22 protein-coding genes are annotated in these 23,367 nt (G+C 50.1%); 19 read left to right on the top strand and 3 right to left on the bottom strand.

Annotated features, from left to right (window positions below):
- Positions 1-17: 17 nt before the first annotated feature.
- The 9 genes from DWX59_RS14040 to DWX59_RS14000 all read left to right on the top strand — a co-directional run bounded on the left by DWX59_RS14040 (position 18) and on the right by DWX59_RS14000 (position 7,856).
- Positions 18-983 carry a D-alanyl-D-alanine carboxypeptidase family protein gene (locus DWX59_RS14040; RefSeq protein ID WP_117560051.1) on the top strand — a complete coding sequence of 322 codons (966 nt, stop codon included), beginning with the start codon at positions 18-20 and terminating at the stop codon, positions 981-983.
- 89 nt (positions 984-1,072) lie between these two features.
- Positions 1,073-1,492 carry a twitching motility protein PilT gene (locus tag DWX59_RS14035; protein WP_117559854.1) on the top strand — a complete coding sequence of 140 codons (420 nt, stop codon included), beginning with the start codon at positions 1,073-1,075 and terminating at the stop codon, positions 1,490-1,492.
- Between the two features lie 136 nt (positions 1,493-1,628).
- Positions 1,629-3,029, top strand: a complete 1,401-nt coding sequence (locus DWX59_RS14030; protein ID WP_117559853.1) for a biotin/lipoyl attachment domain-containing protein — start codon at positions 1,629-1,631, stop codon at positions 3,027-3,029.
- Between the two features lie 32 nt (positions 3,030-3,061).
- Entirely contained in the window at positions 3,062-3,742 is a 681-nt protein-coding gene (locus tag DWX59_RS14025; RefSeq protein WP_117559852.1) for a YggS family pyridoxal phosphate-dependent enzyme, read from the top strand.
- Between the two features lie 86 nt (positions 3,743-3,828).
- Positions 3,829-4,338 carry a cell division protein SepF gene (locus tag DWX59_RS14020; RefSeq protein ID WP_117559851.1) on the top strand — a complete coding sequence of 170 codons (510 nt, stop codon included), beginning with the start codon at positions 3,829-3,831 and terminating at the stop codon, positions 4,336-4,338.
- Positions 4,339-4,498: 160 nt separating this feature from the next.
- The gene (gene aroB, locus DWX59_RS14015) at positions 4,499-5,596 is read left to right on the top strand and encodes a 3-dehydroquinate synthase (RefSeq protein ID WP_117559850.1); all 1,098 of its coding nucleotides are present in this window, start codon (positions 4,499-4,501) and stop codon (positions 5,594-5,596) included.
- The gene (gene lspA / locus DWX59_RS14010) at positions 5,593-6,105 is read left to right on the top strand and encodes a signal peptidase II (protein WP_117559849.1); all 513 of its coding nucleotides are present in this window, start codon (positions 5,593-5,595) and stop codon (positions 6,103-6,105) included. Before aroB ends, lspA begins: the two co-directional genes overlap by 4 nt.
- Positions 6,106-6,110: 5 nt before the next feature.
- Positions 6,111-7,022 carry an RluA family pseudouridine synthase gene (locus tag DWX59_RS14005; RefSeq protein WP_117559848.1) on the top strand — a complete coding sequence of 304 codons (912 nt, stop codon included), beginning with the start codon at positions 6,111-6,113 and terminating at the stop codon, positions 7,020-7,022.
- 174 nt (positions 7,023-7,196) lie between these two features.
- On the top strand, positions 7,197-7,856 hold the full coding sequence (locus tag DWX59_RS14000; RefSeq protein ID WP_117559847.1) for a cytidylate kinase-like family protein: 660 nt from the start codon (positions 7,197-7,199) through the stop codon (positions 7,854-7,856).
- Between the two features lie 139 nt (positions 7,857-7,995).
- On the opposite strand, the gene DWX59_RS13995 is transcribed toward DWX59_RS14000, so the two are convergent.
- Both DWX59_RS13995 and glmS read right to left on the bottom strand, forming a co-directional pair.
- Positions 7,996-8,544 (bottom strand): hypothetical protein, encoded by a 549-nt coding sequence (locus DWX59_RS13995; protein ID WP_117559846.1) that lies wholly within the window; start codon positions 8,542-8,544, stop codon positions 7,996-7,998.
- Between the two features lie 88 nt (positions 8,545-8,632).
- Positions 8,633-10,459, bottom strand: coding sequence for a glutamine--fructose-6-phosphate transaminase (isomerizing) (gene glmS / locus DWX59_RS13990; protein ID WP_117559845.1), 1,827 nt, complete (start codon positions 10,457-10,459; stop codon positions 8,633-8,635).
- A 738-nt stretch (positions 10,460-11,197) separates the two neighbouring features.
- On the opposite strand from glmS, the gene DWX59_RS13985 reads away from it, so the two are divergent.
- Both DWX59_RS13985 and DWX59_RS13980 read left to right on the top strand, forming a co-directional pair.
- A complete protein-coding gene (locus DWX59_RS13985) occupies positions 11,198-12,991 on the top strand; it encodes an NlpC/P60 family protein (RefSeq protein ID WP_117559844.1) in 1,794 nt (597 codons plus the stop codon).
- A 41-nt stretch (positions 12,992-13,032) separates the two neighbouring features.
- Entirely contained in the window at positions 13,033-14,982 is a 1,950-nt protein-coding gene (locus DWX59_RS13980) for an LCP family protein (protein WP_117560050.1), read from the top strand.
- A 143-nt stretch (positions 14,983-15,125) separates the two neighbouring features.
- On the opposite strand, the gene DWX59_RS13975 is transcribed toward DWX59_RS13980, so the two are convergent.
- Complete coding sequence (locus DWX59_RS13975) at positions 15,126-15,851, bottom strand: tRNA lysidine(34) synthetase (protein WP_117559843.1); 726 nt, start codon at positions 15,849-15,851, stop codon at positions 15,126-15,128.
- Positions 15,852-16,038: 187 nt separating this feature from the next.
- On the opposite strand from DWX59_RS13975, the gene DWX59_RS13970 reads away from it, so the two are divergent.
- From DWX59_RS13970 to DWX59_RS13935, 8 genes are all read left to right on the top strand, one after another.
- Positions 16,039-16,296, top strand: coding sequence for an HPr family phosphocarrier protein (locus DWX59_RS13970; RefSeq protein WP_117559842.1), 258 nt, complete (start codon positions 16,039-16,041; stop codon positions 16,294-16,296).
- Between the two features lie 122 nt (positions 16,297-16,418).
- Positions 16,419-17,513 carry a DUF871 domain-containing protein gene (locus DWX59_RS13965; protein ID WP_117559841.1) on the top strand — a complete coding sequence of 365 codons (1,095 nt, stop codon included), beginning with the start codon at positions 16,419-16,421 and terminating at the stop codon, positions 17,511-17,513.
- A gap of 24 nt (positions 17,514-17,537) precedes the next feature.
- The gene (locus tag DWX59_RS13960) at positions 17,538-19,460 is read left to right on the top strand and encodes a BglG family transcription antiterminator (RefSeq protein WP_117559840.1); all 1,923 of its coding nucleotides are present in this window, start codon (positions 17,538-17,540) and stop codon (positions 19,458-19,460) included.
- A gap of 152 nt (positions 19,461-19,612) precedes the next feature.
- Positions 19,613-19,951: a PTS sugar transporter subunit IIA gene (locus DWX59_RS13955; RefSeq protein ID WP_117559839.1), complete on the top strand. Its 339-nt coding sequence runs from the start codon at positions 19,613-19,615 to the stop codon at positions 19,949-19,951.
- A 58-nt stretch (positions 19,952-20,009) separates the two neighbouring features.
- Positions 20,010-20,330 (top strand): PTS sugar transporter subunit IIB, encoded by a 321-nt coding sequence (locus DWX59_RS13950; protein ID WP_007864812.1) that lies wholly within the window; start codon positions 20,010-20,012, stop codon positions 20,328-20,330.
- Positions 20,331-20,385: 55 nt separating this feature from the next.
- Positions 20,386-21,717, top strand: a complete 1,332-nt coding sequence (gene celB, locus DWX59_RS13945; RefSeq protein ID WP_117559838.1) for a PTS cellobiose transporter subunit IIC — start codon at positions 20,386-20,388, stop codon at positions 21,715-21,717.
- A gap of 132 nt (positions 21,718-21,849) precedes the next feature.
- On the top strand, positions 21,850-22,374 hold the full coding sequence (locus tag DWX59_RS13940) for a GrdB-related putative oxidoreductase (protein ID WP_117559837.1): 525 nt from the start codon (positions 21,850-21,852) through the stop codon (positions 22,372-22,374).
- Positions 22,375-22,399: 25 nt separating this feature from the next.
- Positions 22,400-23,356 (top strand): glycosylasparaginase, encoded by a 957-nt coding sequence (locus DWX59_RS13935; protein WP_117559836.1) that lies wholly within the window; start codon positions 22,400-22,402, stop codon positions 23,354-23,356.
- The last annotated feature ends 11 nt before the right edge of the window (positions 23,357-23,367 follow it).

Raw genomic sequence — 23,367 nt, 5'->3', positions numbered from 1 at the left:
AGGGCAGGGTGAAGGGCATGAAACGGGCATCTGCCCTTTTGTGCGCGCTTTTATTCACTGCGTCCATGGGTCTGACCGGGTGTTTTGGAGGCCTTAAGGAGGCCTACGTTGCATCGGAGCGGATTCCGGCGCTGGAAGAGGAGACTGCGGCCACACGTTTTTCAGATGCTTTTGCATCTGATTTGTGCGTTGTCACGGATGAGGCTTCATATGACCCTGATTTTGTCACATCGCAGGCAGCAGCGCTTTTTGATATGGACGACAGGGAGGTCCTTTACAGCAAGGATGTCTTTGAGCGCATGTATCCTGCCAGCATCACAAAGATAATGACTGCCCTGGTGGCAATCAAGGAAGGGGACCTTAAGTCCCGTGTCCTTGTGACGGATGACGCTGTCATCACGGAACCGGGGGCAACGCTGTGCGGTATTGAACCAGGAGACACGCTGACGCTGGAGCAGCTTCTTTATGGTCTTATGCTTCCTTCGGGCAATGATGCCGGGGCTGCCATTGCAGTCCATATTGCGGGCAGCATTGAAGCGTTTTCGGATATGATGAATGAAGAGGCGGTGCGTCTGGGCGCCACAGGCACCCATTTTGTGAACCCTCATGGTTTAAATGATCCGGATCACTATACCACGGCTTATGATTTATACCTTATTTTTAATGAAGCCCTTAAGTATCCTGTTTTCCGCCAGATTGTGGGGACAACGGCATACACGGCCAATTACCACAACAAAAACAGCGAACCGGTGTCAAAGACCTGGAAGGGCAGTAACTGGTTCATGACAGGGGAAAGGGAGACGCCGGATGGCTTAAAAGTATTCGGAGGAAAGACAGGCACCACCAAGGCAGCGGGCTATTGCCTGATTATGGCTTCCAGGGATGACTCTGATAAGGAGTATATATCGGTTGTATTGAAGGCGGACAGCCGTCCCCATCTCTATGACAATATGACAAATATAATTTCTAAAATCGTCAAATAGTGATTGCGCTTTCTATGAAGTTATACTATAATTAGAGTAATCTTAATTGATTTTTTATACAACATATATAACTCAAGGAGGAGATTCATATGGTTCAGATTATTGCGGGAAAAAAGGGTAAGGGCAAGACCAAACATCTGTTAGATATGGCCAATGCAGCAATTAAGGGGGCCAACGGCACTGTCGTATATCTGGATAAGAGTGCCCAGCATATGTATGAGTTAAATAATAAGATCCGTCTCATTAATGTCAATGAATTCCCAATTAAAAGCAGTGAAGGATTTTTAGGATTTATCTGTGGTATCATTTCCCAGGATCACGACCTGGAGACAATGTACCTGGATAGCTTTTTAAAGCTGTCATGCTTGGAAGGCGAGGAAATTTCCGATACATATATGACATTGAAAAATATCGGTGAAAAGTATCATGTAACCTTTGTCCTGAGTATTTCCATGGATGCCGCCGAGCTTCCGGATTGTGCTAGGGGCGATGTGATTATTTCATTGTAATGATACATTTTTTGTGATAAGATAGGTGACAGGAGTGATAGGGCTGCCTGCCGTGCCGGGATTTGGATGCCTGGCGCGGCGGGCAGTTATTTGTTGGTCCATCGTTCCATTTCAGTAAAAGGAGAGGCCTTGTTCCATGGCTAAAAAGAAGAACAAGAAGGTTATCCGCTACAGGCGGCCGCTCAATATTAATGTGGGAATGATTATCTTTGCAATCATTTTCCTCTATCTCATATTCAGCGTATATACATATTTGAAAAGGGAGAAAATACAATTCTACGAAGTGGTGGACGGGGGAATTGTGAATAACAGGACATATAACGGTCTGATCCTCAGGGAAGAGCAGGTAAAAACAGCGGACCGTTCAGGATATATTAACTATTATCTAAGGGAAGGGAAGCGGGCTTCCGTGGGAAGCAGGATATATTCCCTGGATGAAACCGGTAATCTGGAGGAATTATTAAAAGACAGCGCCGAAGACGGCAGCGGCCTTACGGATGAAAGCCTGTCTGACTTGAGGAAGCAGCTTACATCCTATGTGCTCGCTTTTAAGGACCAGGACTTTTCCTCCATCTATGATGCAAGATATTCCCTGGAGGCAGCGGTAATGGAGTATTCCAGTTTCAGCGCGCTGGACCAGTTGGACAAGCTGGCCCAGGAGTCGGGAGCTGTCTTTGAGCAGGTCCGCACAGATGTATCAGGCGTTGTCTCCTATGGATTTGACTCCTATGAGGACATAACCACAGCCGACATTGAAGCCGAAAGCTTTAACCGGGAAAAGTACAGCAAGACCATCAAAAAATCCGGGGACCTGATTGACAGCGGCATGCCGGCCTACAAAATCATAACCTCGGAGAACTGGTCCATCGTGTTCCAGCTGACCGAGGAGGATGCCAGCCTTTATGCGGGCAAGGACAGGCTGAGGGTCATGTTCAGCGATTATTCCATGGACACGCCGGCCGCCTACTCCACATTTACGGGAAAGGACGGGGCCACTTACGGCAAGCTGGATTTCACCAAATATATGGAGCAGTTCATATCAGACCGCTTCGTCAATTTTGAAATCGTGACGGAACAGTCTGACGGGTTAAAGATACCGGTCAGCGCCGTGACGGAAAAGAGCTTTTACCTGGTTCCGCTGGAGTACCTGACCCAGGGCGGGGATACGTCGGAAAATGGTTTCAACAAGGAAGTGTACACGGAAAACGGGCCTTCGGTGGTATTTGTCCCGGCGGACATCTATTCCTCTGACGATGAATTCTATTACGTGGACATGGGGGAGGAAAATGGCTTTAAGGCAGGGGATTATATTGTAAAGCCCGACTCATCGGACCGTTACCAGATTGGGCGGACCGCGTCACTAAAAGGCGTTTATAATATCAATAAGGGATACACGATTTTTAAACGGATTGAGATACTTGATTCCAACAATGAGTTTTATACGGTACGCCGTAATTCAACTTACGGTCTTTCTGTTTATGACCACATTGTGCTGGATGCTTCCATGGTGGAAGAGGGACAGCTGTTATACCAATAATAATACTGGACTTTATACGGAGGGATAGGATTATGATAAAAGAACATTTAACCGAGGTAAAAGAACGGATTGAACAGGCCTGCATCCGGTCAGGCAGGAATCCCGGGGAAGTCACGCTGATTGCTGTCAGCAAGACCAAGCCCGTTCCCATGCTGGAAGAAGCATATGCCGCAGGCGCCAGGGATTTCGGGGAAAATAAGGTACAGGAAATCGCGGCCAAGAAGCCGGAACTTCCTGAGGATATACGCTGGCATATGATTGGCCATCTGCAGCGCAACAAGGTGGGCCAGGTCCTTGGGAAGGCAGTGCTGATCCACTCCGTGGATTCCCTGCGGCTGGCGCGGCAGATTGAAACCGATGCAGCCAAAGCCGGCCTGGACGTGGATATCCTTCTGGAAGTCAATGTTGCAAGGGAGGAGAGCAAATATGGCTTCATGCTGGAAGAAGTAGAAGATGCAATTATGACAATTAAGGATTTCCCCCATGTCCATATCAAGGGACTTATGACAATTGCGCCATTTGTAGAGAATCCAGAAGAAAATCGCGGAATTTTTAAAAAATTATTTGAATTTGCTGTTGACATAGATAAGAAAAACATTGATAATGTTACTATGGGTGTGCTCTCAATGGGAATGACTGGGGATTATGAAGTCGCTGTTGAGGAAGGCGCCACCATGGTTAGGGTCGGCACCGGGATTTTTGGTGTACGATAAGGTGTCTGGCCAGGACATGCTGTTTTGATACGCAAACCAGCCCATATGTCCGGCAGATACTTCATATAGAGATTGGAGAGTGTAAAATGAGTCTGTTAGGTAAGTTAATGGATACCATGAGATTAAGTCCTGAAGAGGAAGAGGATGATTACTACCTGGACGATGACTTTGAAGAGGAAGCTCCCCGCAAGGGGCTGTTTACAAAGAAGGGTACTGAATATGAGGACGAGGAGGAATCGGACAAGCCGCGGTTTTTAGGAAGATCCAATCCCAAAGTAGTGCCTATGAGACGCAGCATGGAGGTAACCATGATCAAGCCGACCTCTATGGAAGACTCCAGGGATATCAGCGACTATCTCCTGGCCGGCAAGGCAGTGGTACTTAATATGGAGGGTATACATACAGAGGTAGCCCAGAGGATTATTGATTTCACTTCAGGGGCAACCTATTCCATGAACGGTAATCTGCAGAAGATATCCAATTATATCTTCATTGCAACGCCTGATTCCGTGGAGTTATCCGGAGATTTCCAGGATATCCTGGCTGCCGGAGGCGCCATGGGTATGGATGTGTCGGGGCTTAATATCCGTTTATGATATAAGGATACGAAGACCATATGGACGTGAATGCGGCAGACCATGAGAGTCTGCCGATTTTGTGTTGTTCAGCACCACAGCCCGGATCAGATGGCGGGAATGAAATATTAAAACACCCAACCAAAGGGCAATGGGTGCAATCTTTTAGGAGGAAACGGATATGGCGGACAGAATGAACGTGTGCAGGGATGGAAAACCGATTTATGACATTGTGATGGATACATCTTTTTCCGGTTTAAAGGAAGAGGCTGACCGTCTTTCATTGAAAGAACATAAGATCTGCATTGTGACCGATTCCAATGTGGCGCCCCTTTATCTGGAGGAAGTGAAAACCATCCTGTCCAGCTGCTGCAGGCAGGTTTCCGTATTCATATTCCCGGCAGGTGAGGAGAACAAGAACCTGGAAACAGTGAAGAAACTGTATGAACACCTGATACTGGAGCATTTTGACCGGAAGGACATACTGGCTGCCCTTGGCGGCGGCGTGGTAGGCGATCTCTGCGGCTTTGCGGCTGCCACCTATCTGAGGGGCATTGGTTTTGTCCAGATTCCCACCACCCTGTTATCCCAGGTGGATTCCAGCATCGGGGGCAAGACCGGCGTGGATTTTGACGCTTATAAGAACATGGTAGGCGCATTCCATATGCCGCTTTTTGTATACACCAATTTAAGGACCCTGCTTACCCTGCCAGGGGAGCAGTTTTCTTCCGGCATGGGGGAGGTCATCAAGCATGGGCTTATTAAGGATAAGGAATATTACCAGTGGCTGGTGGATAACCGTGAAGGTATCTTAAAACGCGACCTTGACCTGTGCCAGGCCATGGTATATGGAAGCAACCGGATTAAAAAGGAAGTGGTGGAAACAGATCCCACCGAGCAGGGAGACCGGGCCCTTTTGAACTTTGGCCATACCCTGGGCCATGCAGTTGAGAAACTGAAGGATTTCACCATGCTCCATGGCCATTGTGTGGGGCTTGGCTGTATTGCGGCGGGATACATTTCCCATATAAGGGGCATGATTACAGAGGAAGAGTTCCTTGCATTAAGGGATGTATTTACCGGTTTCGGCCTTCCGGGACGGGTGGACGGCCTTGACTGGGAGGATGTGGGCCGGACTGCAAAAAGCGATAAGAAAATGGAGGCCGGGGTCATTAAATTCATCCTTCTTAAGGCCATCGGACATGCCTGCGTGGACAAAAGCGTTACCAGCAGTGAGATGAAGGCCGGATTTGACATGATAGGAGGATACAGGGAATGACAAAACAGAAAAAATCCATGCTTGCCAGCTTTGTGATTGGATTCATAATCCTGGTGGGGCTGGACCAGTGGACCAAGGGGCTGGTTGTAGCCCATCTGAAAGGCAATGGGCCCTATGTTATCTGGGACGGTGTATTTGAATTCCTGTATTCCGAGAACCGCGGCGCTGCCTTTGGCATGATGCAGGAAAAGCAGCTGTTCTTTTTCCTGATTGCGCTGGCAGTTCTGGGGGCAGTGGCTTACCTTATGCTCAGGATGCCCACAGACAGGAAATACCGTCCCCTGACCGTCTGCCTGATGATGGTCAGCGCAGGCGCTGTCGGCAATATGATTGACCGGGTGAGCCAGGGATATGTGGTGGATTTCCTGTATTTTAAGCTGATTAATTTTCCCATATTCAATGTTGCGGACTGTTATGTCACCATTGCCGCCGCATGCCTTGTACTCCTCATCATGATTTATTACAAGGATGAGGATATGGCCTGCTTTGCATTAAAAAAGAAGGAGTAATACCCTTGAAACAGGAATTTTATCCCACGGACCTGGAGTCCGATGTGCGTATTGACAGATACCTTGCCAAAGCCTGCCCCGAATTAAGCCGCTCCTATATCCAGAAGCTCCTTAAATCAGGGCAGGTCCTGGTTAACGGCAGTCTCATAAAATCCAGCTATGTGGTTGCAGCGGATGACCATATTGAGGTGGATGTGCCGGAGGCAGTGGAGCCGGAGATTGAGGCCGAACCCATGGACCTGGACATCCTTTATGAGGACCGGGACATCATACTGGTTAACAAACCAAAGGGAATGGTGGTCCATCCGGCTGCAGGGCATTACAGCCATACCCTGGTCAACGGCCTGATGTATCACTGTAAGGACCAGCTGTCCGGCATTAACGGGGTCATGCGTCCGGGCATCGTGCACAGGATTGATATGGACACCACCGGCGTGCTTATTGTGTGCAAGAACGACATGGCACATAACTCCATTGCCGCCCAGTTAAAGGAGCATTCCATCACCCGGCGTTACCAGGCCATTGTCCACGGCGTCCTAAAAGAGAATGAGGGGACCGTGGACGCGCCCATTGGACGCCATCAGACAGAGCGCAAGAAAATGTGCATTAATTACAATAACGGCAGGAATGCGATTACCCACTATCAGGTGTTAAGACGGTTTGAACAGTATACCTATGTGGAATGCCGGCTGGAAACCGGCAGGACCCATCAGATCCGCGTGCACATGGCCAGCATCCACCATCCCCTTCTGGGGGATACGGTGTACGGCCCCTCCAAATGCCCTGTGCCAAGCCTCATAGGACAGACCCTACACGCAGGTGTCCTTGGGATCATCCACCCCAGGACAGGCGTGTATATGGAATTCACCGCGCCTTTGCCCGGGTACTTTGAGAAACTTTTAAAGACTTTGAGATAAAATATTTTTTAGATAAAATGCCTATTAAGAGAGACAGTAGCAGACAAGTTGTCACTTTTGTCGAAAAGCTTTGGGTTATTTTATATTTTATTGCGCATTTCTATATACTTTTCTGAATTTTTGAGTTATAATACTTAATAGATAAAATATGACTCATTCATAACATGACATAGAGTGCAGAAAGGGGAATGTGGAATGACAAATAATCTTATTATCACAATTGGCAGACAGTGTGGAAGCGGAGGAAAATTAATAGGCGAGATGCTGGCTGGGAAGATGGGGGTCAAGTGCTACGACAAGGAACTCTTAGCCATGGCAGCCAAGCACAGCGGTCTCTGCGAGGAATTATTTGAGAAACACGATGAAAGGCCCACCAGCAGTTTCCTGTATTCCCTGGTAATGGATTCTTATTCCATGGGATATACCGCATCCGGATATTCCGATATGCCCATTAACCACAAGATATTCCTGGCACAGTTTGATACCATTAAGAAACTGGCGGACGAGGCATCCTGCGTTATCGTGGGGCGCTGCGCGGATTACGCACTGGAGGATTATCCCAACGTGGTAAGCGTATTCATCACAGGAGATGACAAGGATAAGCTGAAACGTCTTCAGGAGCTCTATAAGGTGGACGAATCCAAGGCAAAGGATATCATGATTAAAACTGACAAACAGCGCTCTAATTACTATAATTATTATTCCAACAAAAAGTGGAGCGACCCGCGCAGCTATGATTTATGCATTAACAGCAGCAAGGTCGGGGCGGACGGCGCAGTGGATGTAATCATGAATTTCGCCAAAGTCAAACAGGCATGGAACAGACAGAAGTAGTATCAAATGTAGTATCATGGACAATATATGATTAAAAACAGCGGATGCTGCCGTACCAATCCAGGTTGGTGCGGCAGCATCCCTTTTGTCACAGTAACGTCATGATGACATCATTCACGCTATTTCCATATGCCTGCCCTTATTGCGCAGAAGCCATGTCCAGGTCAATGAGTTCCTTGGCCATTGCCGTCAGTTCATCTTTCGTGACAGCCTTATTGATGTCCATAAGCATATAGTAGACATCCCCGTCAATCCATGATATGGAATTGGCCTGGATTGTGCTGTAATATAATTTCCTTTCCCCATATTCCACAAGGGCAGAGTCTTCTGAAAAGGACTGGTCCGTGGCCTGTTCCGCGGACAGGGTGACTGATTTGGCAGTGCTGCCGGCTTTATTTACATAGTTGAAGCTGATGCCTTTTTGCTTGTTGACCTGAGCGCCGCCCGCGTCCAGGTCAAATGATTCCGTAATCCTTCCGCTGTCAAACCGGTAACCTCCTGCCAGTGCGGCCGGCGCCTTTGGCTTGAATCCCACGTCCTTTTGCAGGGTCTCACTGCTTGGGAGCGCTGCATATTCCGTACCCTGGGAACCCACATAACTGACCTTTACGGACTGGGATGCAAAGCAGGGCACCGTATTCATCAAGCAGGCGCCTGTAAGTAACAGTAAAGCAATTCTCTTTTTCATAGTTAACTCTCCTTTGTCAATTGTGTGAATCATTTCCTGTGGTTATAACTATAACAGATGATTCTCTAAGACACATCTAAAGGCAGCATCATTCCACGGTAACTGATTTAGCCAGGTTCCTTGGCTGGTCCACATCCAGGTTCTTGCCGGTGGATGCATGGTAGGCAATGAGCTGAAGGGCCACGGCAATGGGGAACACGGTGAATCTGTCCTCCAGATCCGGTATCCTCAGTTCCATATCCGCAACGCCGTCCTCCAGCTGGGCCTGTTCCTTTGCAAGAAGGATTACGTAGGCCCCCCTTGCCTTTACCTCCCTGACATTGGAAATGGTCTTGGCAAACACGTGGTCCTGGGTGGCGATTGCAATTACAGGAACATTATCATAAATCAGGGCAATGGTCCCGTGCTTTAATTCGCCGGCAGCATAGGCCTCGGCGTGGATATAGGATATTTCCTTCAGCTTCAGTGCGCCTTCCAGGGAAAAGGCATAGTCCAGGCCCCTTCCGATGAAAAAGGTATCCCTTTCACGGATCAGGTGGCGGATAAAGGATTTAATCTGGTCTGACCGGCCAATCATTGTCTCCATGGCCGGAATCACGGCCAGAAGGTCCTCCATGAACTGTCCGGCCTCAGCTTTGTTGCAGCATCCCCTGGTAAGGGCCATGCGGCAGCAGAGCATGTAGAGGGCGGCCAGCTGGACAGAGTAGGCCTTTGTGCTGGCAACCGCTATCTCCGGGCCGGCGTGGGTATAAAACACATAATCGCTTTCCCTGGCAATGGTGGACCCCTTCACATTGACAATGGATAGCGCAGGCGCCCCAAGGGACCGTGCCAAACGCATGGCTGCCAGCGTATCAATGGTTTCGCCGGACTGGGAAATGACGATTGCCAATGTCTTTTCATCCACCAGAGGGTCTTCATACCGGAATTCCGATGCAATGGACACCGTAACGGGAATCCTCAGAAGGGGTTCCATCAGGGCCTTGGCCACAATCCCTGCATGCATGGCTGTTCCGCATGCAATGATGCGTATCTGGTTACAGTTAAGGAACAGTTCATCCGGAATGCCATCCGCGGTAAAGTCCGGCAGGTTCCCTGACAGGCGGGGGAGAATGGTGTTCCTGAGGGCCTCCGGCTGCTCATGGATTTCCTTCAGCATGAAGTGAGGGAAGCCGTTCTTCATGGCCGCATCCATATTCCAGCTGATCTCCAGCATTTCCGGTTCAATCCTGTTGTATTCCATGTCATATACCCTTACCTTATAAGGAGTAAGGCGCACGATATGTCCCTCAGGCACCACGAAGTATTCCTTTGTGTAGGAGATAAGCGCTGTCAGGTCCGAGGCAACCAGGGCCCCGGAACGGGTGTAGGCAGCCACCAGCGGGCTTACATTGCGCACAGCGTATATTTCCCCTGGCCGGTCATCAAAAAGAATGCAGAAGCCGTAAGAACCAGACAGCTTCTTTATGAATGTCCTGATGGCAGCTAAGGGGTCGCGGCCGCTGTCCTCATACACTGCGTCCAAAACCCAGGCAGCCACCTCGCTGTCGGTCTGGGATACCAGTTTATCCTGAAGTCCATATGCTTGTGTCAGCTGGTGATAATTCTCTATGATTCCATTATGGATCAGGGTCACCTGACCCGCCCTGTGGGGATGGGCATTCTCATCGGTCACACCTCCGTGGGTTGCCCAGCGCGTATGCCCGATGCCGCAGTGTGACACGTCCCCGGTCCTATTGACGCATTCCCTGAGGGCAGCCACCTTGCCCACGTTCTTAATGATCCTGACCTGGGAGTCTGTGTTAAAATAAGCAATCCCGGCGCTGTCATAACCTCTGTATTCCAGTCCTGCCAGACCGTTTAATAGCAGGTCCCTGGCCTCTAATGGTCCTGTATATCCAATGATTCCACACATAATATGATTCCGCCTTTCTATTCTCAATCGGTTTACAAGTAAGTGTTACATAGAAGTAAATGATAGGATGTAAATGATTCATTAAGCTGCACAAAAAGGCCGCACAAAAATAAGCTGCCGCCAAAGGACAGTTTTTCGAATCCGTATTTTGCTTTTGGAAAATCATTCCGGTTATGTTGCCTCTGTTTTGCAGTTACCCGCATATTTAACAACATATCACACGCCCGGACGGCATGGGAGAGTACCCGCCGAATATCTCGATTATCTCTCCACCTCGTTAACCTTTTCACCGGCAGCATTGGTCCTGCTGTTCACGGTCCCGGTAAAAGGTGCATGGCGCTTAGCTTTGCTATGGGTCCCTATTCCTCCTAAATAGATTGGGATTATTATATCTCACTCTATTTTATGCGTCAACCATATTTTGGGTGTTATGCCGGACAGGGGTTATAGAGGATGATTCAAAAAATGCATTGAGAATCCAAAAGAGGAAAACCGGGAAGCGTACAAAGCATGTCGGAAAAATATAAAATGAGGTCCTATGCACCAAGACGGAGGATTTTCCGGCTGAGGTGAGATGCAGCGGATATTATCCAGTGGCTGCTTTAATTAAGAGACTTTATTTTTGGGACTTTAATTAATGATTCTTTAAGAGTTTTGTTCTGTTTTTTCTTTTGTCCCTATGATATAATGGGGAACGGTGTAATTACATAGGATACCTGTGACAATAAGGATAAAACAATGAACAGACTGATACAGCTTTTCCTGAATTTTTTTCATACATATAAACAGCGCATATATAAGATATCGGCTTTGGCCCTTGTATTCCTGACAGGCTGCTTCCTGTCATTTACAACAGGCAGGCGCCTTGGACAGCGCAGTCTGGCGCCGGTTCCAAAGCCTACGGCCATCAGTACTCCATCCACAGCGGAAACACTGAATGGCACCCCCCATTTTGAATTCCCGCCATCTGCATCCTATTCAGATGCCACCCCTTCCAATGCTGACCTGATGAGTCCGGACATTTTAAACCTGGCTTATCTTTATGAGGATGGGGCAGATACGACCCAGCCTTCCTACAGTTACGCAGGCCGGCTTTATGACCAGCTTTCCGGAATGGATGCCAAATGGTCCTCCGGCATATATGATTTATATCACTATACGCCGGAACGCCTGGCAGGGCTGTTAGGACTTCCGGTTGAAACCGTGACCGCGCCTTCCGGAGTGATTCCTGAGTTTAAAAATGTGAACCTGCAGTTCCTGGATGGGGACGGACAGGCCTCCGGCAGTACTTCCAATGCAAGGAGCATTGTTTCCATGGCAAATATCCTCTACTATCATGGCATCCTCAATGATATGGGGCAGCTGAAGGCATATGTTTCAGATATGTGGGAAGCCTCCCACAGCTATTCGGTACATATGGGGGAAATCTATTACTGTGACGGAAGCTGCCTGGAGCAGGGGAATGTATCTGCGGATATATCAGCGGACGCCGGCACCTCCCTGGTCCCGGCTGCTTCAGAAAATATGGAATCAGCGGACCCTGCCCCGCCATCTGCCCCGCCATCCCCATCGTCACTTGAAACAGAAGAGACCGCCGGGTCAGCGCAGTCTGGTGGCGGTGATGGATCAGAGACTGGGCGGGTGGATGATAATGCGGCCGCCACGGCTGCCGGACAGGCTGCCGATAATGCGGAAACTGCAGCCGCACAGACAGACCCTTCTTCCAATCATCACAGCAAGGGACCTGGTGAAACAATAAGCACGGATGCAGGATTTGAGCCGGAAACCGCAAAGGCCCAGGAACCTCCGGTGAATCCATGCCCCGGTCACATGGATTTTTCCATCAACATCACGATTAAGGGGATTACGGAAGACAACGGACTCTTCCGGACGGATGAACTGGCCGGCAGCGCAGCAGGGCAGGGGACCTGGAATGGATGGGATGGACCTGCAATGGAACAGGTCCGGTATCTGAGCGCACAGGACTGGTACCAGGTATACGGTATCAATACCACGGACCTGTTTGTCCGCAATCCGCTGACATCTGCGGAAATAGACATTTACATGACCATGGTCCCCGAAAATACCAGCCGGCAGAAGAAGGATTTTATCCGCTATGCCCTTTCCTCTGTTGGGAAGATTCCTTACTACTGGGGCGGCAAGCCAAGTTCGCCAGGATACACGGGCAACGGCTTTGGCTCCATCACAGCACCGGATGAGGACGGACGTTTCCTGAAAGGCCTGGATTGTTCCGGGTGGATTAACTGGGTATACTGGTCCGTTACAGGCAGGGGACTGGGCGCCGCAAGCACAGGCACCCTGATTTCCAGCGGCAGGGCCATTACAAAGGCGGAGCTGGTTCCTGGGGATATCTGTATCCGCACAGGACCCTCTGCCCATGTGGTCATCTTCCTTGGATGGGCGGCAGACGGACAGATGTTATGTATCCAGGAAACCAGCGGCAATGTGAACAACGTGGAAGTAGGGATTGCCGCATCGGATTGGCAAAGCTACCGGCGTATCCTTGAATAAGCCGGATAAACAGAATGAGAAAGATAGATGAGGTGTATGTCATGAATTACAATGATGATGATGAGCTGGAACGCCTGCGTGCCAGGAACAGAAGAGGGACAAGGCGCAGCCCTGCTGCGGCCGGACCAGGGACCGGAAGGCAGATACCGCCTTCCAGGAATGGAAAACAGGACAGCCGCGGCCATTATGATGAGGAATACTACTACGACGAGGAATTCGGTCAGGAAGAATATGGGCGCGAAGCTTACGGCCGCGTGGAAAACCGATGGAACCGCCAGAGCCAGGACGGCTTTGGTTACAGGGACGGTTATGGTTTTGGGGGCGGGGAGGATTATGGGGACGGCGACGGGTTCGGGGACAGTATCATAGAAGATGAACCGGAATACCGGAGGTCCAACAGACGCGTTTCCCCTACCGCCCGGTCCTCCAGGTCCGGTAAGGCGGCCCGGGCTGTGGCGGGCGGCGCTGCATCCAAGAGCAGACGTCCGGTCCGTCCGGCAGCAGACACAGCAAAAGCCGGACAGCGCAGGCAATATGATGATGTTTATACAGACAGCAATGGAAGGAGCCGTGACGCCTCCGGGCGGCGGGGACAGGGACAGATGGCAAAAAAGAGAAAAAAGAAAGGATTCAGGAACATTCTTCTGATACTGCTGGCAGCGTTCATTGCATACGGGGCATGGCTGTTCATCCACAGGCCCACAGGGATATGGAACATAGCGGTGTTTGGCGTGGACAGCAGGGATGGCAATACGAAGAATGCGCTGGCCGACGTACAGATGATATGCAGCATAGACCGTTCTACCGGTGAAATCAAGCTGGTCAGCGTATACAGGGATACCTATCTGAAAATCAATTCAGAAGGAACCTACCACAAGATTAACGAGGCATACTTTAAAGGCGGCCAGAAACAGGCGGTTGCCGCCCTGGAAGAGAACCTGGATATAAAAATTGACGACTATGCCACCTTCAACTGGAAATCCGTTGCTGAGGCAATCAATATCCTGGGCGGTATTGATATAGATATCACCCCGGCTGAATTTAAATACATCAATGCATTTATCACGGAAACCGTTAACTCCACCGGAATCGGTTCCGTCCAGCTGGCCCAGGCAGGCCCCAACCATCTGGATGGGGTACAGGCAGTGGCTTACAGCCGTCTGCGGCTCATGGATACGGACTTCCAGAGAACGGAACGTCAGAGAAAGGTTGTGATGCTGGCGCTGGAGAAAGCAAAACAGGCAGATGTATCCACCCTGACCTCACTGGCCACCTACATGATTCCGCAGATTTCCACCAGTGTCGGGGTAAATGATGTGGTCCCGCTGGTAAAGGACATTAAAAAATACCACATCGGCGACACGGCCGGTTTCCCCTTCTCCAGGCAGACCAAACGCGTGGGAAGGATGGACTGCGTCATCCCAACCACCCTGGAGAGCAATGTGGTGCTCCTCCACCAATTCCTGTACGGAGAGGATGCCAGCTACCGTCCATCCTCGGCCGTCAAGAAAATCAGCGCCCATATCTCAGAGGAAACAGGCCTTTATGAGGAAGGCAAGGCAGCGCCTTTTGGAGGCGGTTCATCCGGTGGTTCGTCCGGCGATTCATCCGGCGGAGGCCAGGCGCCGGTCCAGACAGCTCCTCCTGAAACAGTGCCGGAAACAACAGTAGAAGAGAGCACCCAGGAAGAGACAACAAAAACGCAGGAGACAACAGAGGCAGAAACAACAGAGCCGGAGGAAACACAGGAGGCAGGCCCTGGTATGACAAAGCCTTCCAGGGAACCGGATAAAACGGAGGAAGGAACCACCACCTCGGATGAAGGCGGCCCAGGCGCCCAGGACAATACAAAACCTTCCGTCAAGCCAACACAGCCGTCAGCAGCAGAAACATCCCCACAGCCGCCGGAAGCAGGAACCCCGGGGCCCGGAGGCCCTTCCGGTTCAGAAAATAATTCCGGCGGCCCAGGTCAGGCAGGACCGGGCGTATGACGGGAATCTGTCATCCGGTCATGATTCAGCCGTCATCGGGTCATGATCCAGCCATCATCCGGCTTAATCCAGCCATCCAGCCAGGATTAAAGGCAGGATTCCCATGAAAAAAGAACGATTCCCATGAAAAAAGGCCTCAGGCGTTACTTAACCGCCTGGGGCCATCCCTTTATATTCCCATCCAGGATTGCGTGGAACATGCAGTCCTTCAGATGGGGATTATCCTTCTGAAGCTCTTTGATCAGATCCTTAATATATTGTCTCTTGGTGTATCCATCCATCGGGCATGGATTCTTGCACACAGGAAGCTGATACTTATTCTTAAATCCAACAATATCCGCCTCCGTCACAAATAAAAAGGGACGTATGACCGTCAAATCCATGCGGTCCAGGTAAGTATGGGGTGAGAACGAATAGAACCTTCCCTCATAAAACAGGGACATCAGCATGGTTTCAACCACGTCGTCCCTGTGATGGGCATAGGCAATCTTATTACATCCCAGTTCTTTCGCCGTTTCATTCAGGGCGCCCTTACGCATCTTGGCGCAGAGGGAGCAGGGATTGGACTCTTTGCGGATATCAAATAAAACCTTGCCGATTTCCGTGGGAATCACCGTATAGGGCACGCCAAACTCCCTGCACAGCTCCCTGACCGGTTCCAGGTCCATGTTCCCCAGTCCCAAATCCACCGTAATTGCACACAACTCATACTTACTGGGATAAAACCGCTGCAGATGATGCAGCGCATACAGCAGCGCCAGACTGTCCTTTCCTCCGGACACCCCCACTGCAATCCTGTCCCCGTCCTCAATCAGGTTATATTTATCCAAGGCCTGTCTTGTCAGGCTTAAAAGCCTCTGAAGTTTCATCCTGCCGTTTTCCTTCCTTCATAAAATTCGATTCTTACACACCAGCCTCTCTATTCTACATACATACCTGCCATCTTGTCAAGAAATCCCTTACCGGTTTGCAGATGAATGACTCTACCATAAACCCTTGTGCACTTTCCCCAACTATGTTAAAATGGGGGGAGGAAAAACAAAGGATGATGATACGATGATTACTTACAAATATGTTATTTCAGACAAGCAGGGCCTCCATGCAACCAATGCCATGAGTCTCTGCCGCGCGGCTTGCGGGTATGAAAGCAGTATTTACCTGAAAAGTGATAAAAAGACTGCAGACTGTAAGAACGTCCTGTCCCTCATGAGCCTGGGGGCGCGCCAGGGCGAGAGCCTGGAGCTTGAGGTGGAAGGGCCGGACGAGGTTCAGGCCGCCGGATTCCTTAAGGGCCTGCTTCGCACAATTTTATGATTTCCTAGCTGTTAGGAAATATCTTTACCTCTCTTTTTCCTGGTAATTGGTTATATTATATATAACATACCAGATAGTACAGGACTGTGAACCAGTCTTAATAAGAAAGAGGGGTATTTATTATGGCAAGATTAGGTATTTCCATTTATCCGGAGCATTCCACCGCCCAGCGCGACCAGGCGTATATCAGGAAAGCAGGAAGCCTTGGTTACAAGCGTATCTTTACCTGCCTGCTGAGCGTGGGGGATAAGTGCAGGGAAGAAGTGGTAAGTGAGTTCCGCCTGCTGGCGGACGCGGCCCATGAGTGCGGCATGGAAATCATCCCGGATGTAAGTCCGGCCGTGTTTTCCAGACTGGGGATTTCCTATGAAGACCTGTCTGTTTTCAAGGAGATGCACGTGGACGGCATCCGGCTGGACGAGGGCTTTGACGGCATGAAGGAAAGCCTGATGACCTACAATCCGCAAGGGCTTAAGATAGAGCTGAATGCCAGTACACAATTGGTCTATGTGGAGAATATCATGGACCACCATCCTGACCGGTCCAAGCTTGTTACCTGCCACAACTTTTATCCGCAGCAATACACGGGCCTGAGCCTTGCGCATTTCAACAAATGCAATGAGAAGATGAAATCCATGCACCTGCCGGTGGCCGCCTTTATTTCCAGCAACAGCGAAGGCACCTACGGTCCATGGCCGGTGAACGAAGGCCTCTGTACCCTGGAGATGCACCGGGGCCTGCCCATGGATTTCCAGGCGCGCCACCTGTTTGCCACAGGAATGGTGGATGATGTGCTGGTGGCCAATGCCTATGCTTCCGATGAGGAATTGAAGGCCTGCGCGGCCGTGAATCCGAGCATACTGACCTTTGGGCTGGTTCTTGAGAAGGAACTGACTGAAACAGAGCAGAAAATCCTGGATTACGGACCCAAACACGTGGTACGGGGCGATATGAGCGAGTATATGATACGCTCCACATGGCCAAGGGTAACCTTTGCGGATGCACCGGTCCCAGCCGCCAACACACGTGACTTAAAGCGGGGGGACGTGGTCATCTTAAATGACGGATACCTGAAGTACAAAGGGGAACTGCATATTGTCCTTAAGGATATGCCCAATGACGGACGCAAGAACGTCATCGGACATCTACCGGAATACGAGCATGTGCTGTTAAATTATGTAGAACCGTGGAAGGTATTTGCCTTCTGCAAAGCATAAGCAAAAGAGATAAGGAGTCTAACCATGCAGAACGTGAGACAGGAACAGCTGCTTGCCATACTTTCAGAAAGAGGGGACTGGATGACCAGCAGGCAGCTGGCCGGCCTCCTTGGAGTATCAGACAGGACCATCCGCTCTGATGTGGAGGCTGTCAACAGACGGATAACCCCGGCGCCCATTGAATCCAACGTGCGCCAGGGTTATCGTGTTATGGAGGATGCCAGGACAAGCATTCCGGCGCCCGAGAAAAATCCTTCCGGGCCTGAGGTTCCCCAGACCCCGGGAGGCCGGTGTATATACATTATACAGAAGCTTTTGTTTGAGACCAGGGAACTGAACCTGGTCTCTCTTCAGGACCAGATTTTTGTCAGCGGCTACTCCATTGACAATGATTTAAAACGCATACGCAGGATGCTGGAGCCTTACGCCAACCTGAAACTGGTACGAAACAGGGAATGCATTTCCCTGAAGGGGGATGAGGCCAGCAAACGGCGGTTTTACAGGGACCTGCTTGTGGCTGAGGTCCAGGAAAATTTCCTCAACATGAACCTGCTGGCCGGCCTTTATAAAAGCTTTGACCTGATTGCGGTCAAGGATATCTTCGTGGATGTGCTGGAGGAGTATGATTACTCCATCCATGAGTCCATGTTCCCCATGGTCATCCTCCACGCAGGGACCAGCATTGAACGGATGAACTGCGCCAATTATGTGAATATGGATAACAGCTCCCAGGGCCTTGAGGATACCATTGAGTACCAGATTTCCCTGACCTTTTTTGACCGTATCTCAAAGCGCCTCCACATCGAGGTCCATGACGGCGAAGTGGGGATGTTTGCCCTGGTCATCATGGGCAAGCGGGCCTCCAACTATACAAGTGATTTTGTGAACTTTGAAGGTAAATGGCTGAACACGAAAAAGCTGGTTGCCGAAGCCCTGGATGGGATTTATTCCCTGTTCGGACTGGACTTCCGGGAGGACGGGGACCTGATAGCAGGGCTTAAGATGCACATCCACGGCCTCATAGACCGCGTAAAGGCCAAAGCCCATATGCAGGATGTGTTTGTGGAAGAAATCAAGCGCAAATACCCTTTGGTGTTCGATATGGGCATCTATGTGGTGGAACTTTTGGAGGACAGGCTGGAGGCTTCCATATCCGAGGTGGAATCCTGCTACATTGCCCTGCATCTGGGTGCTGCCAGCGAGCGGATTAACAGTGTCAGGAAGTACAGGACCATCATGATCATCCCCCATAACCAGACATTCTCCGATATGTGCGTGAAGAAGATATCGGAAATGTTCCGGGAGAGGGTGGATGTGGTTGGGACGTTCCGCTATTTTGAGGAAGAGACGGTTTCCTCCCTGGACCCGGATCTGATACTGACCACATTTCCCCTGGAACATAAGCTGGACGTGCCAACGGTGCCAATCAACCTGTTTGTGGATTCAGATACAGAGTCAAACATCCTCCAGGCTGTCAATAAACTGGATAAGAAGCAGTTCCAGCTGGAATTCACCTCCCATATCGGCAGCCTGATACGTAAGGAGCATTTCCATGAAAACGTGACCCTTGGGACTCCAGAGGAAATCATACGCCTATTGTGCCATGGCCTTGAAAAGGAAGGCATCGTGGAGCCGGGCTTCAAGAATATCGTACTGAAAAGGGAACAGATGTCGCCCACCTCCTTTGTGAATGCATTTGCGATTCCCCATGCCTTCGGCGCCTTTGCCAGCCATTCCACCATTGCGGTGGCCCAGCTGAAAAGCCCGGTGCGCTGGGGGAACTTTGACGTGGGACTGGTCATGCTTTTTGCCATCAATGAAGGGGATGAGCGGATGATCAAGATTTTCTTTGACTGGGTCAGCAATGTGGTGAACCGGCCTGAGGAGCTGGCAAAAATAGTATCGTCCTGTACCTATGAGGAATTTATTGACAGGATAATGGGTTGAATTTCCTAACAGCTAGGAAATCCGATTAATGAAAAAAACTGAATAAAGGCCTTATAATAAAGGCAACTTAATAAGAGATGCAGCAAACAGACAGTTTTGTTGCATTTTCTCATTTACGATTTTAAGCAAAACAGCAAACAGGAGGTAGCATTATGGTAGAGGGATTAGAGATGACATGCTTTCAGATCATTTCCAATGTGGGCGCTGCGCGTTCCAGCTACATTGAAGGGATCCAGAAAGCAAAGGCAGGGGATTTTGAAGGGGCAAGGAAATGCATCGAGGAAGGACAGAAGCTATTCCTGGTCGGGCATGAGGCGCATTTCGAACTGATACAAAAGGAAGCCCAGGGCGTCCAGGTAGGCGGTTCGCTTATCCTGGTCCACGCAGAAGACCAGCTGATGAGCGCGGAAAGTTTTAAGATCATTGCCGAGGAAATGATTGCATCCTATGAGCGTATCATTGAACTGGAAAAGAAGCTGGAAAATAAATAATCATTAAAAATAAAAAAGTAACCATAATAAAGAATATGGACATAAGGAGGATTTTACAATGAAACGTGTATATTTATTCTGTAGCGCAGGTATGTCAACCAGTATGCTGGCAAGCAAGATGCAGGGTGTTGCCAATTCCCATGACCTTCCGATTGAGGTGGAGGCGTTTCCGGACGGCAAGATCGGGCAGATCATTGATGAGAAACACCCGGATGTCATCCTGTTAGGGCCCCAGGTTAAATACCGTTATGCTGAGATTGTTGAAAAGTACGGCAGCACAGGCATCCCTATCCAGGTAATTGACCAGACGGATTATGGTATGATGAACGGCGAAAAAGTCCTCAAGTCAGCCATCAAGCTGATGAAGTCAGCAAAATAAAGAAACACCCGGCGCCAAGGCGCACATTAAAATATCTGATATGGGGGAATAGAAAATGTTAAGTAAGTTAGAGTCCGTACTCATGCCGCTGGCAGAAAAAATCGGTAAGAACAAATATCTGATAGCTGTCCGTGACGGTTTCCTGTTATCCATGCCACTGTTGATTGTAGGTTCCTTCTTCCTGCTGATTGCCAACTTCCCGATTCCTGGATGGAGCGATTTCTGGGCAAGGTTTTTCGGCGAGAACTGGACCTCCTATTTCTCCAAGCCAACGGACGCCACCTTCACGATTATGGCAATCCTGGCTGTCATCGGCATCGGTTATTCCTTTGCAGAGCAGATGAACGTGGATAAGCTGTTCGGCGCTGCAATCGCCATGGTATGCTGGTTCTTAATCATGCCGTATGAAATCATATCCGGCGACACAACCGTAACCGGCATCCCGCTGGGATGGGTTGGTTCCAAGGGAATCTTCGTAGGTATCATCGTGGCATTCCTGTCCGTGCATATCTATGCATGGGTGAATAAAAAGGGCTGGGTCATCAAGATGCCTGACGGCGTGCCGCCCACCGTATCCAAGTCCTTCTCCGCACTGATCCCGGCTGGCGTGGCAGTACTGGTGTTCTTTGTCATCAACATCGTATTTGCCATGACTCCATATAAGGATGCATTCACCTTTATCTTCACCATCCTTCAGACACCGCTGTTAAAGCTGGGCAACACACTTCCGGCCATGGTAATCGCTTATATATTCCTGCATTTCTTCTGGTTCTTCGGAGTAAACGGCGGTTCTGTGGTGGGCGCGGTGTTCAACCCGATCCTGCAGACACTGTCTGCCGACAACCTGGCTGCGTTCCAGGCAGGCCAGGCGCTGCCAAACATAATCTCACAGCAGTTCCAGGACCTGTTCGCCACCTTTGGCGGCTGCGGTTCCACCTTGTCACTGTTAATTGCCATGCTGTTATTCTGCCACTCCAAACGTATCAAGGAACTTGGCAAGCTGGCATTCATCCCCGGCGTGTTCGGCATCAATGAGCCAATCGTGTTCGGCCTTCCCATCGTGCTGAACCCGATGATCCTGATTCCGTTCATGCTGGTGCCCACCATCAACATCGTGATTTCCTATGTCTGCATGAGCATTGGCCTGGTTCCCCTGTGTTCCGGCGTCGCCATTCCATGGACCATGCCGGTGGTGCTTTCCGGTTTCCTGGCAACAGGATGGCAGGGCGCCGTGCTCCAGCTGCTGCTTCTGATCCTGGGCGTGTTCATCTACATGCCATTCATCAAGATGATGGATAAACAGTATCTGGCAGATGAAGCCAAGGCCGCTGACAGCAAGGACGACGATGATATTGACTTTGACGACCTTTCCTTTGATGACCTGTAGGAAGCAGTATGACGTGAACTAGTATGACGTGAACTAGTATGACGTGAACTGACAGCAAAACCTGTAACTCCATTCACATGCCGGGCCTGTACCTTTTGTGCAGGCCCCTTATAAAAACAAGAGGTGTATGATATGAAAATAATTATGATATATGACCAGATTCAGTCAGGACTTGGAACAAAGGACGATACCATGGTTCCCCTTACAGGAAAAAAGGAACCCATCGGGCCCGCGGTCATGATGGAACCTTTCTTAAAACAGGTGGACGGACACGTAATTGCATGCCTGTGCTGCGGCAACGGGACCTATCTTGCAGACCCCGAGGAGGTAAGCCGCAAGCTCTGCGCCATGGTAAAAAAGCTTCAGCCGGATGTGGTCATGTGCGGGCCGGCCTTTAACTTTGCGGATTATGCAGCCATGTGCGCAAAGGTTGCCTGTGACATCAACGCAAATACCGATGCAAAGGCATTTGCAGCCATGTCCGTGGAAAATGCGGAAACCATTACGGCCTACAAGGATAAGGTAGCCATTGTGGAAACGCCAAAGAAGGGCGGAATGGGCTTAAACGACGCCCTTAAGAACATGTGCGCCATGGCAAAGGCCCTGGCTGACGGAGAAGACATAACCGGACTTAAGAACGCATTCTGTTTTAAATAATTCATTGGAAGAGGAGGAATCTGCCATGTGGGGAATGATTGCAACCTGGCGTATGGCCGTGGAAGGGATTACAAAGGGGGCTGGGCTTTTAAAGGACGGGAAGGACGCAGGGGATGCCATTGAGACAGCCATCCGTGAGGTAGAGGATTTTCCATACTACAAGTCTGTCGGATACGGCGGCCTTCCAAATGAAGAGATGGAAGTGGAGATGGACGCCGCGTTCATGGACGGGGATACGCTGGATATCGGGGCTGTTGCGGCCATTAAGGATTTTGCCAACCCTGTTTCCATTGCAAGGCGCTTAAGCCATGAAAAGGTCAACAGCCTGCTGGTGGCCGAGGGTGCTGAGAAATTTGCCCATAAGGAAGGATTTGAGCGCAAAAACATGCTGACCGACCGCGCCAAGGCACATTACCGCAAGCGGGTAAAGGAAGTGGCTGCCCAGGAAATCAAGCCTTACTCCGGTCATGATACCGTGGGCATGGCGTGTCTGGATATGACAGGAAAAATGACTGCCGCCACATCCACCAGCGGGCTTTTCATGAAGAAAAAGGGACGGGTGGGGGATTCGCCTATCTCAGGTTCTGGTTTTTATGCGGACAGCAAACGCGGCGCAGCCAGTGCAACCGGACTTGGGGAGGACCTGATGAAAGGGTGCATTTCCTATGAAATCGTACGCCTTATGGGGGAAGGCATGCATCCCCAGGAAGCATGTGAGACAGCGGTGAACCGGCTGGACGCGGAGTTAAAAGAGAGAAGGGGCCAGGCCGGCGACCTTTCCCTGATTGCCATGAACCCCAAGGGTGAGTGGGGCGTTGCCACCAACATTGAGGGCTTTTCCTTTGCAGTTGTCACGGAAAACCAGGAACCCACGGTTTATCTGGTAACACGGGGCGGGGACGGACATTGCACCTTTGAGGCTGCCTCAGAGGAGTGGATGGAAAATTACATGAAGACGCGTATGGCGCCTATCGAGGAATAAGGGATGGGCTT

The organism is Enterocloster aldenensis (assembly GCF_003434055.1).
Lineage (GTDB): Bacteria > Bacillota > Clostridia > Lachnospirales > Lachnospiraceae > Enterocloster > Enterocloster aldenensis.
The sequence above is the reverse complement of the archived record's forward strand: the minus strand, read 5'-3'. Positions and strand labels throughout refer to the sequence as shown.

Excerpts from the sequence above, each read along its gene's own strand:
- DWX59_RS14040 (WP_117560051.1), top strand. The coding sequence starts at position 18 with ATGAAACGGGCATCTGCCCTTTTGTGCGCGCTTTTATTCACTGCGTCC.
- glmS (WP_117559845.1), bottom strand. The coding sequence starts at position 10,459 with ATGTGTGGAATCATTGGATATACAGGACCATTAGAGGCCAGGGACCTG.
- DWX59_RS14035 (WP_117559854.1), top strand. The coding sequence starts at position 1,073 with ATGGTTCAGATTATTGCGGGAAAAAAGGGTAAGGGCAAGACCAAACAT.
- lspA (WP_117559849.1), top strand. The coding sequence starts at position 5,593 with ATGACAAAACAGAAAAAATCCATGCTTGCCAGCTTTGTGATTGGATTC.
- DWX59_RS13995 (WP_117559846.1), bottom strand. The coding sequence starts at position 8,544 with ATGAAAAAGAGAATTGCTTTACTGTTACTTACAGGCGCCTGCTTGATG.
- DWX59_RS13950 (WP_007864812.1), top strand. The coding sequence starts at position 20,010 with ATGAAACGTGTATATTTATTCTGTAGCGCAGGTATGTCAACCAGTATG.
- DWX59_RS13935 (WP_117559836.1), top strand. The coding sequence starts at position 22,400 with ATGTGGGGAATGATTGCAACCTGGCGTATGGCCGTGGAAGGGATTACA.
- DWX59_RS14030 (WP_117559853.1), top strand. The coding sequence starts at position 1,629 with ATGGCTAAAAAGAAGAACAAGAAGGTTATCCGCTACAGGCGGCCGCTC.
- DWX59_RS13955 (WP_117559839.1), top strand. The coding sequence starts at position 19,613 with ATGGTAGAGGGATTAGAGATGACATGCTTTCAGATCATTTCCAATGTG.
- DWX59_RS13940 (WP_117559837.1), top strand. The coding sequence starts at position 21,850 with ATGAAAATAATTATGATATATGACCAGATTCAGTCAGGACTTGGAACA.
- DWX59_RS13965 (WP_117559841.1), top strand. The coding sequence starts at position 16,419 with ATGGCAAGATTAGGTATTTCCATTTATCCGGAGCATTCCACCGCCCAG.
- DWX59_RS13960 (WP_117559840.1), top strand. The coding sequence starts at position 17,538 with ATGCAGAACGTGAGACAGGAACAGCTGCTTGCCATACTTTCAGAAAGA.
- DWX59_RS13970 (WP_117559842.1), top strand. The coding sequence starts at position 16,039 with ATGATTACTTACAAATATGTTATTTCAGACAAGCAGGGCCTCCATGCA.
- DWX59_RS13980 (WP_117560050.1), top strand. The coding sequence starts at position 13,033 with ATGAATTACAATGATGATGATGAGCTGGAACGCCTGCGTGCCAGGAAC.
- DWX59_RS14020 (WP_117559851.1), top strand. The coding sequence starts at position 3,829 with ATGAGTCTGTTAGGTAAGTTAATGGATACCATGAGATTAAGTCCTGAA.
- DWX59_RS14025 (WP_117559852.1), top strand. The coding sequence starts at position 3,062 with ATGATAAAAGAACATTTAACCGAGGTAAAAGAACGGATTGAACAGGCC.
- celB (WP_117559838.1), top strand. The coding sequence starts at position 20,386 with ATGTTAAGTAAGTTAGAGTCCGTACTCATGCCGCTGGCAGAAAAAATC.
- DWX59_RS13985 (WP_117559844.1), top strand. The coding sequence starts at position 11,198 with ATGAACAGACTGATACAGCTTTTCCTGAATTTTTTTCATACATATAAA.
- aroB (WP_117559850.1), top strand. The coding sequence starts at position 4,499 with ATGGCGGACAGAATGAACGTGTGCAGGGATGGAAAACCGATTTATGAC.
- DWX59_RS13975 (WP_117559843.1), bottom strand. The coding sequence starts at position 15,851 with ATGAAACTTCAGAGGCTTTTAAGCCTGACAAGACAGGCCTTGGATAAA.